Genomic DNA, 15,751 nt, shown 5'->3' with positions numbered 1-15,751 from the left:
TAAAATGGCTAAATTAGAAGCTCAGCAAAAAGACGATCTGCAAGAGAAATTAATTGCAGTTAATCGTGTTTCTAAAGTAGTTAAGGGCGGTCGTATCTTTAGCTTCACAGCACTGACAGTAGTGGGTGACGGTAACGGTAAGATTGGCTATGGCTATGGCAAAGCACGTGAAGTTCCAGCCGCGATTCAAAAAGCGATGGAAAAAGCTCGTCGTAACATTGTGACCGTTGAGTTGAATGCAGGTACTCTGCATCACCCAGTTAAAGGTCGTCATACTGGTTCACTTGTGTACATGCAACCTGCATCACAAGGTACTGGTATTATTGCCGGTGGCGCAATGCGTGCCGTATTGGAAGTAGCAGGCGTGCATAACGTTCTGTCAAAAGCATACGGTTCTACTAACCCGATCAACATCGTTCGCGCGACTGTCGATGCATTGGTGCACATGAAGTCACCTTCGCAAATCGCAGCTAAGCGTGGCCTGAATGTTGACGAAATTCGGGGGTAATGCACCATGGCAACTAAAACTGTAAAAGTTACTCAAACTAAAAGCGGTATCGGTCGTTTACCGAAGCACCGTGCAACCCTAACGGGTCTTGGTTTGCGTCGCATTGGTCACACTGTTGAATTAGAAGATACTCCTTCTGTTCGCGGTATGATCAACAAGGTCTACTACATGGTTAAGGTGGAGGATTAATAGATGCGTTTAAACACTCTATCTCCAGCTGCAGGCTCTAAGCATGCACCAAAGCGTGTAGGCCGTGGTATGGGCTCAGGTCTAGGTAAAACAGCGGGTCGTGGTCATAAAGGCCAAAAGTCTCGCTCTGGTGGCGGTGTACGCCCAGGATTCGAAGGTGGTCAAATGCCACTGAAAATCCGTTTACCTAAATTTGGTTTTACCTCGCGTCGCGCTATGGTAACAGCTGAAGTTCGTGTACTCGAACTGGCAAAAGTTAACGGTGATGTTATCGACTTAAACGCTCTGAAAGATGCGAACGTAATAACTCGCAACATCCAGTTTGCGAAAATTGTTCTTTCAGGTACCATTGAGCGCCCTGTGACTGTTAAAGGTCTGAAGGTAACCAAAGGTGCACGTGCAGCTATTGAAGCTGCCGGCGGTAAGATCGAGGAATAATACGTCGATGGCAAAACCAGGACTTGATTTAAAAAGCGCGAAAGGTGGACTTTCTGAATTGAAAGCTCGCCTCCTGTTCGTGATTGGTGCGATTATCGTCTTTAGAGCCGGTTCGTTTGTGCCAATTCCTGGTATTGACGCAGCTGTATTAGCAGAGCTGTTTGCTCAGCAAAGTGGAACCATCCTTGGCATGTTTAACATGTTCTCGGGTGGTGCCCTTGAGCGTGCCTCTATCTTTGCATTAGGTATTATGCCGTACATTTCGGCATCGATTATCATGCAACTGTTGACTGTCGTACATCCTGCACTCGCTGAATTGAAAAAAGAAGGCGAATCAGGACGTAAGAAAATCAGTCAATATACCAGATGGGGTACCTTAGTGCTGGGTACATTCCAGTCGGTCGGTATTGCAACCGGGTTACCAAACTTAGTGCCAGGCCTTGTGGTCAACATTGGATTTGGATTCTACTTTGTTGCGGTTGTGAGCTTAGTGACAGGAACTATGTTCCTTATGTGGCTAGGTGAGCAAATTACCGAACGTGGTATAGGTAATGGTATCTCGATTTTGATTTTCGCAGGTATTGTTGCTGGATTACCTTCCGCTATCGGCCAAACGGCTGAGCAGGCGCGTCAAGGTGACTTGAATGTGTTAGTATTGTTGTTGCTCGCGGTAATTGTGTTTGCAGTGACTTATTTTGTAGTGTTTGTGGAACGTGGTCAGCGTCGTATCGTCGTTAACTATGCTAAGCGTCAGCAAGGCCGTAAGGTGTTCGCTGCGCAAAGTACCCATCTACCGCTGAAAATAAACATGGCAGGTGTTATTCCGCCAATTTTTGCGTCAAGCATCATTTTGTTTCCTGGAACACTGGCTCAGTGGTTCGGTCAAAATGAGTCCATGTCATGGTTAAGTGATTTTTCACTGGCTGTGTCACCTGGACAACCGCTTTACTCATTATTATATGCAACAGCGATTATCTTTTTCTGTTTCTTCTATACTGCGTTGGTGTTTAACCCACGTGAAACAGCAGATAACTTGAAGAAGAGTGGTGCATTCATCCCTGGGATCCGTCCTGGAGAACAGACTTCGCGTTACATTGATAAAGTTATGACCCGTTTGACATTGGCAGGCGCGTTATACATAACCTTTATCTGCTTAATTCCGGAGTTCATGTTAATTGCGTGGAAAGTACAGTTCTATTTCGGCGGTACTTCACTACTAATTATGGTAGTCGTAATCATGGACTTCATGGCTCAGGTTCAGACGCATATGATGTCTCATCAGTATGAGTCTGTGATGAAGAAAGCTAACCTAGTTAACAAAGCGAATTTAGATCGCTTTGGTCGCTAAGTAGCTTTACGGAGTGATGAAATGAAAGTTCGAGCTTCCGTGAAGAAGATCTGCCGTAACTGCAAGATCGTCAAGCGTAGTGGCGTTGTACGCGTTATCTGTGTTGAACCAAAACACAAACAGCGTCAAGGCTAAAAAGTAATTTGTTCAGCCCATGAATTGGGCTGAACAAAATTTTGTTTGCAAATCTGTCGACTGTCGAGTATCCTTTCGGGCTTTTCGCAGTTGGCCTTTAACTTTAAGGAGTGCATAGTGGCCCGTATCGCTGGCATTAACATTCCTGATCAAAAGCATACAGTCATCGCATTGACTGCAATTTTCGGCATCGGCCGTACTCGCGCTAGAGCAATCTGCGCGGCTACAGCAATCGCTGAAACTGCTAAGATCAAGGAATTGAGCGAAGCTCAAATAGACACACTACGCGAAGAAGTCGCCAAATACCTAGTAGAAGGTGACTTACGTCGTGAGATTTCAATGAACATCAAGCGTCTTATGGATCTTGGTTGTTATCGTGGTCTCCGCCATCGCCGTAGCCTGCCTCTCCGTGGGCAACGTACTAAGACCAATGCGCGTACGCGTAAAGGTCCACGTAAACCTATTAGAAAGTAACGGGAAGGTAAAGCAATGGCTAAAGTTCCGTCACGTTCTCCGCGTAAGCGCGTACGTAAACAGGTTGCAGATGGCATGGCTCATATCCATGCTTCTTTCAACAACACTATTGTCACCATTACAGATCGTCAAGGTAATGCGTTGTCATGGGCTACTTCAGGTGGTTCAGGTTTCCGTGGTTCACGTAAATCTACTCCATTTGCTGCACAGGTGGCTGCTGAGCGTGCAGGTGCTGCTGCTCAAGACTACGGTTTAAAAAACCTTGAAGTGTTTGTGAAGGGTCCAGGTCCAGGTCGTGAGTCAGCCATTCGTGCGCTGAACGCTGTTGGTTATAAAATTACCAACATTACCGATGTGACGCCGATCCCTCATAATGGTTGTCGTCCTCCTAAAAAGCGTCGTGTATAACGCCGTTTCATTAGGATAGTTGGAGAAAGATCATGGCAAGATACTTGGGTCCCAAGCTCAAGCTCAGCCGCCGAGAAGGTACTGACCTTTTCTTAAAAAGCGGTGTGAGAGCAATCGATTCAAAGTGTAAACTGGAAACTGCACCTGGACAACATGGCGCTCGTAAGCCACGTTTGTCAGAGTACGGTACTCAGTTACGCGAAAAACAAAAAGTTCGTCGTATTTACGGTGTGTTAGAAAAACAATTCCGTAACTATTACAAAGATGCTGCACGTACTAAGGGCAACACAGGTGAAAACCTGCTTCAGCTTTTAGAAACCCGTCTTGATAACGTTGTTTATCGTATGGGCTTCGGTGCAACTCGTGCAGAATCACGTCAGCTAGTAAGCCATAAATCTATTATGGTTAACGGTCGTGTTGTTAACATTCCATCATTCAAAGTGTCTGCGAATGATGTTGTGAGCATCCGCGAGAAGTCACGTACTCAAGCTCGTATTAAAGCGGCTTTAGAAGTGGCAGCTCAACGCGAGAAGCCTACATGGGTTGAAGTCGACAACGCGAAAATGGAAGGTGCTTTCAAGCGCGTTCCAGAACGTAGCGATTTGTCTGCGGAAATTAACGAACAGCTGATCGTCGAGCTTTACTCTAAGTAAGGCTAACAAACAAGAGAGGACACAATGCAGGGTTCTGTTACAGAATTTCTTAAACCGCGTCTCGTTGATATCGAGCAGGTTAACTCAACACGTGCCAAGGTTACATTGGAACCACTTGAGCGTGGTTTCGGCCACACTTTAGGTAACGCGTTGCGTCGCATCCTATTGTCGTCTATGCCCGGCTGCGCGGTTACCGAAGTCGAGATTGACGGTGTACTGCACGAATACAGCAGTAAGGAAGGCGTTCAAGAAGATATCCTTGAGATCTTGTTAAACCTGAAAGGGTTAGCAGTGACCATCGAGGGTAAAGACGAGGCTATGCTTACGTTGAGCAAGTCCGGCGCAGGCCCTGTCATCGCAGCAGATATCACGCATGATGGTGATGTCACTATCGTGAATCCTGATCATATTATCTGTCATCTGACAGGTAACAATGATATCAGCATGCGTATTCGCGTTGAGCGTGGTCGTGGTTATGTACCAGCATCTGCTCGTGCACAGACCGAAGACGATGATCGCCCAATCGGCCGCTTGCTGGTTGATGCTTCTTTCTCGCCAGTTGCACGTATTGCCTACAATGTAGAAGCAGCACGTGTAGAACAGCGTACTGACTTAGATAAACTCGTTATCGATATGACCACAAACGGTACTATCGATCCTGAGGAAGCTATCCGTCGTTCTGCAACTATTCTGGCTGAACAGCTAGATGCGTTTGTAGAGTTACGTGACGTGACTGAGCCAGAGCTGAAAGAAGAAAAACCGGAATTCGATCCGATTCTGCTGCGTCCTGTCGACGATTTAGAGCTAACTGTACGTTCGGCTAACTGCTTGAAAGCCGAAGCGATTCATTACATCGGAGATCTGGTACAGCGCACTGAAGTTGAGTTGCTGAAAACCCCGAACTTAGGTAAGAAATCTCTTACTGAAATTAAGGATGTTTTAGCTTCTCGCGGACTGTCGTTAGGTATGCGTTTGGAAAACTGGCCTCCAGCTAGTTTAGCAGACGACCTATAAGTCTCAGGTTTGTACAGATTTAGGTTATAAGGATTAGGTCATGCGCCATCGTAAGAGTGGTCGTCAACTAAACCGTAACAGCAGTCATCGCCAAGCCATGTTTCGCAACATGGCCGGTTCACTAGTTCGTCATGAGATCATCAAGACAACTGTGGCTAAAGCGAAAGAACTGCGTCGCGTAGTTGAGCCTCTGATAACACTTGCTAAGAGTGACAGCGTTGCAAACCGTCGTTTAGCGTTTGCACGTACTCGCGACGCTGAAGTCGTTGGTAAGTTATTTACTGAGTTGGGTCCACGTTACCAGGAACGTCCTGGTGGCTATACCCGTATCCTTAAGTGCGGTTTACGTGCTGGTGATAAAGCCCCTATGGCTTACATCGAGCTAGTTGGTCGCCCAGAAGCTGCTCAAGCTGTTGATGTTGAAGCTGCTGAGTAATTAAGGTTACACTTTTAAAAAGCCGGGCATTAGCCCGGCTTTTTTATGCCTTTTTTACTATTTTACCCAAAGTGTGGTTTTCTCGATTTCTTTTGGGAGGACGATATTCCATTTAGCTAAGCCTTTCTGGCTAAACATGTATTTTCCAAGATCATCTGTTACTGGGAAAATATTTTCGGGTTTCTCGCCGCCGAGTATTTTTGTCGCCATATTCGCTGCAATCTTGCCATGATGATAGCCATCGAGAACATAGCCACCAATATTACCTTCAGCAGAGACACTAAATCCCCAAAACCCAAAATTCGGTACCGGAGTATGTTCAGATATCCATTTTAGGAGCTGATCTGCATCTACTGAGCGATTATCTGCATCTCTAACTGTGTGGTATAGCGCCACGACTATAGCGTTATAACCCTGTTCCTTCGCGGTCAATACATTCCGCTGCCAATCCGTTAGCTGTGACAATTGCACTAAATTAACTTCGATATCGCCTAACATGCTTGAGTGTTGTTTACTGATGTATTCAGCCGCTGAGTCAGAGGTGACTCCTTGGTCGAATAGAACTAAGATTTTTCTATGTACAGTCTGCGGTAGTAAACGTTGAATGAGCAGTAGAGAACGTCGTAGTAGTGGTCTCTCAATGACGCCTGTGAAGCGTTTGTGTTCATTGAGATGATATTCTCTAGGATTCATGTTCACCCCTAAATAGACTACTGGGATTAGGCTGTCATTTAGGCGCTGGTGTAAGAGATTAACCGCATTATCATCGGCGAGAATAACCAATTGAGGTGCTTGTTGTTGAATGTATTTCCATGCTAAGTCAGCTCGTTCAGTAAATTGCTCTTCGGGTAAGCGTTTGGTATCCATCTCGAAATAACTAACATCGTGGTGAGGGCTGAGCGTGTCATAAATCGCTTGATAGTATTCTTGGTCCCATTGATAGCTATGATGGTAGCTTTCGATAACAACAACTTTAGCAGCATTGGCTTCCTGAGAGAGGCCTACCAAGCAGATAATTAGGAAGCTTAGAATGTGTTGCAAACTAGAGTTTAGTTGTCTTATTTGAATCATATACAGTCTTAGGTATTGGCGCTGCCTAGAGTATAGTCCACCTTTAATTGTGCATATTGAGATAATAAAAAAGCCTCACTAGTTATTAAGCTAGGAGGCTTAGTTTGTACGCTATTGCTGATCCATCAATAACCTACTTAGTATCTGGTGCCTTTTGCTGGCTATAATCTAACTTTTCGTGCTTTTGGCCCATGGCTTCTGCGACTTCTGGTGGCATGTAGTTTTCATCATGCTTGGCCAGTACTTCAGTTGCTTCTAGTTTGCCATCAGCACCCAGTACACCCTGAGCAACAATGCCTTGTCCTTCACGGAAAAGATCGGGCAATAGGTCGTCATAAGTGACCAGTACTTCACCGCCGAGGGAGTCATGTACTGCAAATTCGACATGCAAGCTTTTGGGATCTCGCACCATAGAACCTACCGTCACCATTCCGCCGACACGAATACGTTGGCCAATTTCAGGTTTTACACCAGTGTCTGTCTTGCCGTGGACAATTTCAGACGGAGTATAGAATAAGTTCAAGTTGGAGTTCAGCGCATAGAGCAAAAGCGAAGTAATCGCAGCAACGCCACCGATTAATGCTACAGCTAATGTCAGTCTTTTTTTGCGTCTTGGGTTCACGATTTAGTACTCCTGGTTTCTTTTAAGCGTTCTTCTCTATCCATCTTTTTCGCGATATCAATTAACACCTTACGCTTTTGGCGTGCGCTGGTAATGATGAGCGTAGAGAGGCAGAAGAAGGTCACTCCGTAGGATAGCCATACGTAGAATGCATAGCCGCCCATATTAAAAAAATCACTGATTGAATCGAATTGCATCATTTGACCTCCTCCGCTTTAGCTAGTTCACGGACCCAAGGGCGCATGCCATTTCTTGCTAAAATTTCTGCTCTAAAACGAACAATAGTGATGGCGCCAATCATAAGACCGAAACCCAGTATGTTAATTAACAGTGGATAGAGCATTTCCGTCGACATTGTCGATTTCTCGGTAATGCGTATTGTCGACGGTTGATGTAATGAGCTCCACCATTCAACTGAGTATTTGATGATAGGAATATTGATCACACCGACGATCGCTAAGATCCCTGCTGCACGAGCTGCGAGCACTTTATCCTCAAATGAGGCATAGAGCGAGATCACACCTAGATATAGGAATAGTAATACCAGCTCAGAAGTTAAGCGTGCATCCCATACCCACCAAGCACCCCACATAGGTTTGCCCCATGCCGCTCCAGTAAAGAGTGCGATAAAGGTGATTACTGCACCAATGGGAGCAATAGATGCTGCAGCCCAGTCGGCAAGTTTTATTTGCCAAACTAGACCGATAAAGGCCGCTGTTGCCATACCCATATAAGCCGCCATTGACATAGACGCGGCAGGAACATGGATAAAGATAATACGGTAGCTATCACCCTGCTGGTAATCCGTCGGCGCGAAGACGAGTCCCCATGTAGTGCCAACAGCAATCAATAGACCGGCTAAGATCGCAAACCATGGAAATAACGTTCCTGATAATTTATATGCGCGTTCAGGATCCGCGTAAGGGTGTAACCATTTCCACATTTTAGTTAGTACTCACTCGCAGAGATGCACCAATTGCAAAAGGTGCTAAGGTTAACGATCCGACCAGCATAGCGCCTATTATAGCGAGCTGACCATCATAGGGTAAATTCATTCCTGCCGCGTCTATAGCACTCGTTGCAAAAATGAGTACTGGGATATATAGGGGCAAAATAAGTAAGCTGAGTAACACGCCGCCTTTTCTTAGACCGACGGTTAATGCCACACCGATAGCACCTAACAGCGACAATACTGGCGTGCCTAGCGCAAGCGTCGAAATTAACGCACCGTAGCTGTTGCCGTCTAGATTGAGTAATACCGCTAACAGTGGTGCGATAATAATCAGTGGCACACCAGTTAAAATCCAGTGGGCTAACACTTTAGCTAATACGAGAATGGCTAATGGCTGTGGACTTAATAGCATTTGTTCTAAGCTACCATCACTAAAGTCGGCTTTGAAAAGCCTTTCAAGTGACAACATCGATGCTAATAATGCGGCTACCCAAATAATCCCCGGTGCCACACGTGCTAACATTTGTGGCTCTGGTCCAATTCCCAGCGGAAACAAGGTAACGACCATAATAAAAAATAGCAGTGGGTTAAAAATGTCGCCGCGGTGGCGAATAGCAATTTTAAGATCTCGCTGCAGCAAGGTGAAAAATGCTTGGGTAAAACTGATGCCTCTTTTCATTGAGCCTGACCTTATATGAAGCGATAATCGAGACGAATTTTACGAAGCCTATCATCTGTGATAATGCCCATATCTTGGTGAGTTGTGAGGATCACACAGCCACCATTATCCGCATGCTGAATAAATAACTGCTCCAGTTCTTCGACGCCTTTTTTATCGATTGCAGTAAAAGGTTCGTCAAGGATCCAAATTTTACAGTTGCTATGCCACAATCTTGATAGCGCTGTTCTGCGATGCTGGCCTGCGGATAAATGCCCCGCGAGAGCTTCTTCAAAGCCCGTTAAATTGACTTTGGCTAAAATCTCTGACGTATCAAAGTCATCATAACCACTGATTCTTAAATTGAAATTAAGGTTTTCTTCGGCAGTCAGCTCGCATTTCACGCCAGCTAAATGGCCTAAATACAAGAGGTCTTCATTGTATTCATCGCGGCAACGGTTTATGTCTTCATTAATGTAAAAAGTTTGTCCGGCATAGGGGCGAGAAAGGCCCGCCAATATGCGTAATAAACTGGTCTTTCCTGCGCCGTTAGGGCCTTCAATCTGAACAATGTCACCGGCATTTATATCAAAACTTAACTCATCAAAAAGGATACGTTCTTCGCGGATACAGGTCAGCTTGCTGGCTGACACTAATGTGGTTTCTTTAGTTATATTTGTCACTGAACCCTCTATCTCAAGCCGGAAGGAAACACAAGTCATTCTAACACAAACGTTATTGGGGGTTTACTCTTGGTTTGCACTAGATGTCAGCAATATGATGTGGTTCCAATAACCGCAATATTTATCGAACTTTTTTACGACTTGCTAATATATTAACGAATTTGTCATCCTTGTCGCCTGATTCATTTTGTGTTGAGATTCTAATCACAAAAAGATGAGATTTCTTGAAGTTTGTAGTAATCTTAGTCGGCTATAATGAGTCTGCCTAAGTAAGGGCGGCGCCGAGCTTTGTACGTATTTGCATTAGGAACATTGAACATGAAAAAACTTTTAGCAATGACTGCTGTCGCTGCTTTGACTATGTCAGTTAACGCTTCAGCTCAAGATGCTGAGGCTATTTATAATAAGGCATGTACCGTATGCCACAGTATGGGTGTTGCTGGTGCTCCAAAAGTACACAACGCTGCAGAATGGGAACCACGCTTAGCTAAGGGTGTTGACGCTCTAGTGAAGAGTGTGAAAACCGGTCTGAATGCTATGCCACCAGGCGGTATGTGTACTGATTGTACTGATGATGATTACAAAGCTGCTATCAAATTTATGTCTACAGCTAAGTAATTTTTCAGATATAAAAAAACCGGCGAAAGCCGGTTTTTTTATATCTGCAATTAACTGCGATTTATTGCACTTGAGTATCAAGTACTAGGTTCGCTGTATCGCCTACGGCGACTTTACTGATCTTGCCTTGAATATCACCCGTTTGCGGTTTGATATTACCTTGTTTAGACAGCACTGCAATCACTTCCACATTGGCTGCATCGCTTAACTTCACATCACCACCCATACCGCTACTGTCATCTAATGTCACTGTAATCGGGAAAGACTTCGCACTGACTTTGGTTGCAGCTAATGGAACTTTAGGTCCTTCAGTTGCACGGGCAAAGATGAAAATGGTGTCTTCTGGACTGGCTTTAGCCGCAAGTTCTGCAGAGATAGATATAGTGACATTGACCGATTTAGCACTCGCTTTGACTTGCTTATGTGCATCATCATTTGGCATGCCAGCGGTTTCCGACTGCATGCGTAAGTTGGCGGTTTCGATTGCATTCATAAGAGCAGCACGATCAACGTCGGCACGACCGCTATCTAAAATCGTTTGCCAAGAGGTGATGGCTTTCTTGTAGTCAGCAGTAAAGAAAGCATCCATACCCACGAGCAGTAGCGTTGAAGGATCTTGGGCATCCATAGCTAAGGACTCATCGATAAGAGCTTGGATTTGCGGTGTCATTTGTTGACCCGCTTTGTAATACATCGCCGTTGCTTTTGGACCGAGCAATTCTGCATGCTTTCCGACTAATTCGATTACTTTATCGAAAGCCGCAATCGCTTTATCGTATTGGTTTGCTGATACATAAGCATGACCTAAGCTAAACCACAGTTGGCTGTTTTCTGGCTCGGCTTTAACTTGAGCTTCCATCATCTGCACGCGTTGCATCATGATTTGAGCCGTATCCATTCCTGCATGTGGATTTGCAGGTTGTTGAGCACTATCAATATTCTCGAAGGCACCTAAGTGTTGATATAGATAGCCTGAGATGACAATCAAACAAACTGACATGATCGACGGCCACAGAATCGTCTTTGGCTTTATTTGGTTGACCAGTGAATCGTCGTTCGCTTGTTTGATGTCTTGGAGTAGACTGATTTCCAGTTCTTTCTTCAATGCATCAAATTCGGCTTGATCGAGTAGCTCTTCACTTAATTCTTTTTCAAGAACGCCTAAGCGCTCATTGAACAATTCAAGGTTCGTTTGTTTACGAACTCCAGCTTCTTCCGTTTTCAGCAATTTTTGCTGTCTGAAGTGCGGGATCCAAATCAGCATCAGGCCGACTAACATAACAAGCGCAATAAAAATCCAAAATGTCGTCATTGTTTCTATATTCACTTTAGTTTGCAGAAAGCGGAGTAACCGCTAGGCTTGGAAGCAAGATTATACGTAAAGATTGTTCATTGAACAGTAATATAAGGTAATCCCAGTGCTGAAAGCTTATAGTTGGGCACTGGTTCACAAATTGATTCTTCTTGTAAATTTTGTATGAAACTTAAGTGTCATTTGTCGGTCACATGCAGAACTGAGCCTCTTCCGTGACTTTCATCGACCTCTAAAATTGAGAATGAGACAAGTAACCCAGTTTTGTACGAAAGAGGCAGACAGGAACAATAGCAAATACTAAAATGAGCAAAATTTCGTGCATTTGCGTGAATAGCATGTTGTGCGTTGAGATAGAGTCTTTCTAAATCAACATATTATTGAAGACTGAGGAAAACCCATGATCCCAGAACTTGGACACTTTGCGTTGATAATAGGGGTGGCTTTTGCCTTCTTATTAATCAGCGTCCCCCTAATAGGTGTTGCCAGAAAAGACCAATACCTTGTTAGGTACGCTTGGCCATTAACGTACGGAATGTTCTTTTTTATTACCTTATCTGTTGTCGTGCTGGCTTATAGTTTTGCCGTCGATGATTTCTCGGTCGCCTATGTGGCACATCATTCAAATTCTCAGTTACCTATCTTCTTTAAGATCTCGGCCGTATGGGGCGGTCATGAAGGGTCACTGTTATTTTGGGTGTTTGCTTTATCAACTTGGGCGGCTGCGGTTGCCTTGTTTAGCAAAGGTTTAGAAGAAGTATTTACTGCCCGTGTGCTGGCAGTATTGGCTCTTATTGTGATTGGCTTTAGTTTGTTTATGCTACTCACATCTAGCCCATTTGAACGTTTATTCCCGATCCCTGCCGAAGGTCGTGACTTAAATCCAATGCTGCAGGACGTGGGATTAATCTTCCATCCTCCTATGTTGTACTTAGGTTATGTGGGCTTCTCTGTAAGCTTTGCATTTGCGATTGCTGCGCTGATGAGCGGCCGTCTTGATTCTGCATGGGCTCGTTGGACTCGTCCATGGACATTGGCTGCTTGGACCTTCCTTACGGGCGGTATCGCACTAGGATCTTGGTGGGCTTATTATGAATTAGGCTGGGGCGGTTGGTGGTTCTGGGATCCCGTTGAGAACGCCTCTTTTATGCCTTGGTTAGTGGGTACTGCGCTTGTTCACTCTTTGATTGTGACTGAGAAACGCGGCGCCTTCCGTAACTGGACTGTATTACTGTCTATTTTTGCTTTCTCTTTAAGTTTGCTTGGTACCTTTATTGTTCGCTCAGGTGTATTAACCTCAGTGCATTCATTCGCAGCCGATCCAAGCCGCGGTATGTTCATCCTGTTGTTACTTGGTTTAGCTGTTGGCGGTTCATTAACACTGTTTGCTTTACGTGCCAGTGAAATGAGTAGTCCAGCCCGTTTCGAGCTTAAGTCTAAAGAAACTATGCTCTTAGTGTGTAACGTGCTACTGACGGTTGCCGCAGGTACGGTACTATTGGGTACATTATATCCATTGCTCATCGATGCACTTGGCATGGGTAAGATCTCTGTTGGACCTCCATACTTTAATGCGGTGTTCGTGCCTATCGTATTAGTGCTATTTGGCTTTATGGGTATTGGTCCAATTATTCGTTGGAAAAAGTCGAAAGCGGGCGAGCTTAAGCGTCAGCTATTGATCCCAGCAATGATTGCTGCTGCTATCGGTATTGTGACGCCTTTTATCGTCGATGGTGTATTCAATATTTGGGTTACCTTTGGTATTGCAGCCGCGGCTTGGATTATTCTGGCTACCGCAAGAGCGGCCTATAACATGGTCAAGTCGAAAGAAGGTGATATCAGCATCAGTCGCATGGGCCGTAGTCAGCTTGGTATGATCTTCGCGCATCTTGGTATTGCCGTTTCTGTAATTGGTGCCACTATGGTGTCAAATTACTCGATTGAGAAAAGTGTTCGTATGGGGCCTGGTGTAAGCCAAGAACTCGCCGGTTATACTTTTAAGTATCTCGAGACCAAAAACGTAGTGGGTCCTAACTACACTGCACAGCAGGGACAGATAGAGATCTACAAGGGCGATGAGCTACTGACATTACTAAAACCCGATCGTCGTCAATATAATGTGCGAACTATGGATATGACAGAAGCCGGTATTGACTGGGGTCTATTCCGTGACTTGTACGTGACTATGGGTGACCCTATTACCAGCACTGAATTTGCGGTTCGTTTAAACTATAAGCCGTTCGTGCGTTGGTTATGGTTTGGGGCAATTTTCATGATGATAGGTGGATTCTTCGCTGCATCGGATAAACGTTACCGTGCGAAAGTCACTGCAGCCGTCGCGCCTTTGGCCGAAAAGGCAAAATTGGCAACGGCTCAATAATTGGGGAATGTATGAAGAAGTTGGTTCTGTTTATCCCATTGGTCATATTTCTCGCCATGGGGGTGTTTCTATATAAAGGGTTATTTCTGAATCCGCAGCAATTGGATTCAGCACTGGAAGGGAAGCCTATTCCGGCTTTCCAACTGGAACGCCTAGAAACACCGGCTGAGATCATAACGAATGAGCAATTAAAAGGTAAGGTATCATTACTTAACGTATGGGCGACGTGGTGTCCATCTTGTAAATATGAGCATCCTTTCTTAGTGATGCTAAAACGTAAAAATCTTCTGCCAATTTACGGGATCAACTATCGTGATGAGCGTGTTCCTGCGTTAGAAGAGTTAAAACGTCAGGGCGATCCCTATAACGTTAATATCTATGATAAAGATGGGCGTTTAGGATTAGATCTTGGCGTTTATGGTGCACCAGAGAGTTTTATTGTTGATCATAACGGTATTATCCGTTTCCGTTATGCAGGTCCAATAGACCAACGCGTATGGAGTGAAACCCTTTACCCTATGATCCAACAATTACAAGCTGAAGCAGCGAAGGATGGCGCAGCATGAGAACGCTGATAAAAATCATAGGTGGTCTAGTGCTGATGTTCAGCATGACGACCGCCGTCATGGCAACACCAGTTGATACTTACGAATTCAAGTCACCTGAAAATCAAAAGCGCGGTTTGTCTTTGGCTCATGAACTACGTTGTCCACAGTGTCAAAACCAAAATTTGATCGACTCCAATTCACCCGTTGCTCGAGATCTGCGTCTTGAGGTATTCAAGATGGTTGATGAAGGAAAAGGGGATGATGAGATCATCGAGTTTATGACCAGTCGTTACGGTGAGTTTGTTCTTTATAAACCTAAGATGGAAACCAAGACCTACATTCTCTGGTTAGGTCCTATTGGTTTATTACTTCTGGGTCTAGTGATTGGATTTATCTTCATTCGTAAGCAACGTATTGGCGGTAATGTGCCGAACGAAATTAGCGCAGAAGATCAGCGCGAGTTAGATACCTTGCTAAAGCGCAATACAAAATGAAGCATAAAGTCATAACGGCATTCATGTTGTCATCCATTCTTTCGGTATTTGTTGCTGGGGTCGCGCATGCGTACCCTGGTATGCAGCAAACGGCTAAACCGATGGAATCAACGGTTGATTTGATCAATGTACTGCCAAAGACTTTTCCTATTGAGCCTGTTGCCTTTAATGATGTTGATGGTAAAGCTATCGACTTCAGCCAATTTAAAGGCAAGATCATTATGGTTAACATGTGGGCGACTTGGTGTCCGCCATGTGTCAGAGAGTTGCCTGCAATAGAAAGGTTAGCAACTAAGTTCAAGACTGAAGATTTTGTCGTGCTGCCTATCTCTATTGATGCAGAAGGTAAGCAGCAGGTTCAGCCGTTCTTAAGTTCATTGGGTATGGCGAATTTCAACTCTTACTACGATCAACCACAAAGTCTTGGGAACGTTTTTCCGCTCGACACGATTCCTGCGACCTTTATTCTTGATCAACAGGGTCAATTAATTGCCTTTGTTCGATCCTATGTTGATTGGGATGACGTAAAAGCCGTCTCGCTAATCCAAGGTTTTATCGATAAAGGCAGCAAAAAGCCCAATTAATGGGCACTTTGCATGTAAAATAATCTCCGTTGTTTAAAAGATCGCCATGCGATCTTTTTTCATTTAAAAAACCCTTGCACAAAAAGTTTCACTGCCTATAATGCGCATCCACTGACACGGCAGACAGCGTTAAGCAGCCTGATGTGACAGTTCATCGATGAGTTTACTGATTGATGAGTGTTGAGAAAGTTTGCAAAAACTCCTTGACGCGAAACGGGAAATGCGT

Annotated in this window: 22 protein-coding genes; 15 read left to right on the top strand and 7 right to left on the bottom strand. The window is 44.7% G+C overall.

What is annotated here, in order from left to right; genetic code table 11:
* The first annotated feature begins 4 nt into the window (after positions 1-4).
* The 10 genes from rpsE to rplQ all read left to right on the top strand — a co-directional run bounded on the left by rpsE (position 5) and on the right by rplQ (position 5,603).
* On the top strand, positions 5-508 hold the full coding sequence (gene rpsE / locus HGO26_RS21530; protein ID WP_006083583.1) for a 30S ribosomal protein S5: 504 nt from the start codon (positions 5-7) through the stop codon (positions 506-508).
* 6 nt (positions 509-514) lie between these two features.
* Positions 515-697: a 50S ribosomal protein L30 gene (gene rpmD, locus HGO26_RS21525; protein WP_006083582.1), complete on the top strand. Its 183-nt coding sequence runs from the start codon at positions 515-517 to the stop codon at positions 695-697.
* Positions 698-700: 3 nt separating this feature from the next.
* On the top strand, positions 701-1,135 hold the full coding sequence (rplO, locus tag HGO26_RS21520) for a 50S ribosomal protein L15 (protein ID WP_006083581.1): 435 nt from the start codon (positions 701-703) through the stop codon (positions 1,133-1,135).
* A 7-nt stretch (positions 1,136-1,142) separates the two neighbouring features.
* Complete coding sequence (gene secY, locus HGO26_RS21515) at positions 1,143-2,483, top strand: preprotein translocase subunit SecY (protein WP_007644459.1); 1,341 nt, start codon at positions 1,143-1,145, stop codon at positions 2,481-2,483.
* Between the two features lie 21 nt (positions 2,484-2,504).
* The gene (gene rpmJ, locus HGO26_RS21510) at positions 2,505-2,618 is read left to right on the top strand and encodes a 50S ribosomal protein L36 (RefSeq protein ID WP_006083579.1); all 114 of its coding nucleotides are present in this window, start codon (positions 2,505-2,507) and stop codon (positions 2,616-2,618) included.
* A gap of 117 nt (positions 2,619-2,735) precedes the next feature.
* Positions 2,736-3,092 (top strand): 30S ribosomal protein S13, encoded by a 357-nt coding sequence (gene rpsM / locus HGO26_RS21505; RefSeq protein ID WP_011787581.1) that lies wholly within the window; start codon positions 2,736-2,738, stop codon positions 3,090-3,092.
* Between the two features lie 15 nt (positions 3,093-3,107).
* A complete protein-coding gene (gene rpsK, locus HGO26_RS21500; RefSeq protein ID WP_006083577.1) occupies positions 3,108-3,500 on the top strand; it encodes a 30S ribosomal protein S11 in 393 nt (130 codons plus the stop codon).
* A gap of 32 nt (positions 3,501-3,532) precedes the next feature.
* The gene (gene rpsD / locus HGO26_RS21495; RefSeq protein ID WP_006083575.1) at positions 3,533-4,153 is read left to right on the top strand and encodes a 30S ribosomal protein S4; all 621 of its coding nucleotides are present in this window, start codon (positions 3,533-3,535) and stop codon (positions 4,151-4,153) included.
* Between the two features lie 24 nt (positions 4,154-4,177).
* Positions 4,178-5,167: a DNA-directed RNA polymerase subunit alpha gene (locus HGO26_RS21490; protein ID WP_006083574.1), complete on the top strand. Its 990-nt coding sequence runs from the start codon at positions 4,178-4,180 to the stop codon at positions 5,165-5,167.
* Between the two features lie 40 nt (positions 5,168-5,207).
* Positions 5,208-5,603, top strand: coding sequence for a 50S ribosomal protein L17 (rplQ, locus tag HGO26_RS21485; RefSeq protein WP_006083573.1), 396 nt, complete (start codon positions 5,208-5,210; stop codon positions 5,601-5,603).
* Between the two features lie 57 nt (positions 5,604-5,660).
* Here rplQ and HGO26_RS21480 read toward each other — a convergent pair whose 3' ends face one another.
* The 6 genes from HGO26_RS21480 to ccmA all read right to left on the bottom strand — a co-directional run bounded on the left by HGO26_RS21480 (position 5,661) and on the right by ccmA (position 9,589).
* Positions 5,661-6,611 (bottom strand): ABC transporter substrate-binding protein, encoded by a 951-nt coding sequence (locus HGO26_RS21480; RefSeq protein ID WP_247651603.1) that lies wholly within the window; start codon positions 6,609-6,611, stop codon positions 5,661-5,663.
* Between the two features lie 196 nt (positions 6,612-6,807).
* Complete coding sequence (gene ccmE / locus HGO26_RS21475) at positions 6,808-7,296, bottom strand: cytochrome c maturation protein CcmE (protein ID WP_105251038.1); 489 nt, start codon at positions 7,294-7,296, stop codon at positions 6,808-6,810.
* Entirely contained in the window at positions 7,293-7,493 is a 201-nt protein-coding gene (gene ccmD, locus HGO26_RS21470) for a heme exporter protein CcmD (RefSeq protein ID WP_105253042.1), read from the bottom strand. The genes ccmE and ccmD overlap by 4 nt, the downstream gene beginning before the upstream one ends.
* Entirely contained in the window at positions 7,493-8,239 is a 747-nt protein-coding gene (locus HGO26_RS21465; protein WP_105251039.1) for a heme ABC transporter permease, read from the bottom strand. The genes ccmD and HGO26_RS21465 overlap by 1 nt, the downstream gene beginning before the upstream one ends.
* A gap of 1 nt (position 8,240) precedes the next feature.
* A complete protein-coding gene (gene ccmB, locus HGO26_RS21460; RefSeq protein ID WP_006079706.1) occupies positions 8,241-8,927 on the bottom strand; it encodes a heme exporter protein CcmB in 687 nt (228 codons plus the stop codon).
* An 11-nt stretch (positions 8,928-8,938) separates the two neighbouring features.
* The gene (ccmA, locus tag HGO26_RS21455; RefSeq protein ID WP_131525727.1) at positions 8,939-9,589 is read right to left on the bottom strand and encodes a cytochrome c biogenesis heme-transporting ATPase CcmA; all 651 of its coding nucleotides are present in this window, start codon (positions 9,587-9,589) and stop codon (positions 8,939-8,941) included.
* A 318-nt stretch (positions 9,590-9,907) separates the two neighbouring features.
* Between ccmA and HGO26_RS21450 the strand changes: the two genes are divergently transcribed.
* On the top strand, positions 9,908-10,207 hold the full coding sequence (locus HGO26_RS21450; protein ID WP_105251041.1) for a c-type cytochrome: 300 nt from the start codon (positions 9,908-9,910) through the stop codon (positions 10,205-10,207).
* 61 nt (positions 10,208-10,268) lie between these two features.
* Here HGO26_RS21450 and ccmI read toward each other — a convergent pair whose 3' ends face one another.
* On the bottom strand, positions 10,269-11,519 hold the full coding sequence (gene ccmI / locus HGO26_RS21445) for a c-type cytochrome biogenesis protein CcmI (protein ID WP_168827730.1): 1,251 nt from the start codon (positions 11,517-11,519) through the stop codon (positions 10,269-10,271).
* A gap of 400 nt (positions 11,520-11,919) precedes the next feature.
* Here ccmI and HGO26_RS21440 point away from each other — a divergent pair, with 400 nt between their 5' ends.
* From HGO26_RS21440 to HGO26_RS21425, 4 genes are read left to right on the top strand one after another with little or no spacing between them, the layout of a single operon-like run.
* Positions 11,920-13,899 (top strand): heme lyase CcmF/NrfE family subunit, encoded by a 1,980-nt coding sequence (locus HGO26_RS21440; protein ID WP_105251043.1) that lies wholly within the window; start codon positions 11,920-11,922, stop codon positions 13,897-13,899.
* Positions 13,900-13,910: 11 nt separating this feature from the next.
* Positions 13,911-14,465, top strand: a complete 555-nt coding sequence (locus tag HGO26_RS21435) for a DsbE family thiol:disulfide interchange protein (RefSeq protein WP_105251044.1) — start codon at positions 13,911-13,913, stop codon at positions 14,463-14,465.
* On the top strand, positions 14,462-14,941 hold the full coding sequence (nrfF, locus tag HGO26_RS21430; RefSeq protein WP_105251045.1) for a heme lyase NrfEFG subunit NrfF: 480 nt from the start codon (positions 14,462-14,464) through the stop codon (positions 14,939-14,941). The genes HGO26_RS21435 and nrfF overlap by 4 nt, the downstream gene beginning before the upstream one ends.
* Entirely contained in the window at positions 14,938-15,525 is a 588-nt protein-coding gene (locus HGO26_RS21425; RefSeq protein WP_113941593.1) for a TlpA family protein disulfide reductase, read from the top strand. Before nrfF ends, HGO26_RS21425 begins: the two co-directional genes overlap by 4 nt.
* The last annotated feature ends 226 nt before the right edge of the window (positions 15,526-15,751 follow it).

Origin of the sequence: Shewanella oncorhynchi (genome assembly GCF_012584455.1) — a bacterium.
Classification (GTDB): Bacteria; Pseudomonadota; Gammaproteobacteria; order Enterobacterales; family Shewanellaceae; genus Shewanella; species Shewanella oncorhynchi.
The sequence above is the reverse complement of the archived record's forward strand: the minus strand, read 5'-3'. Positions and strand labels throughout refer to the sequence as shown.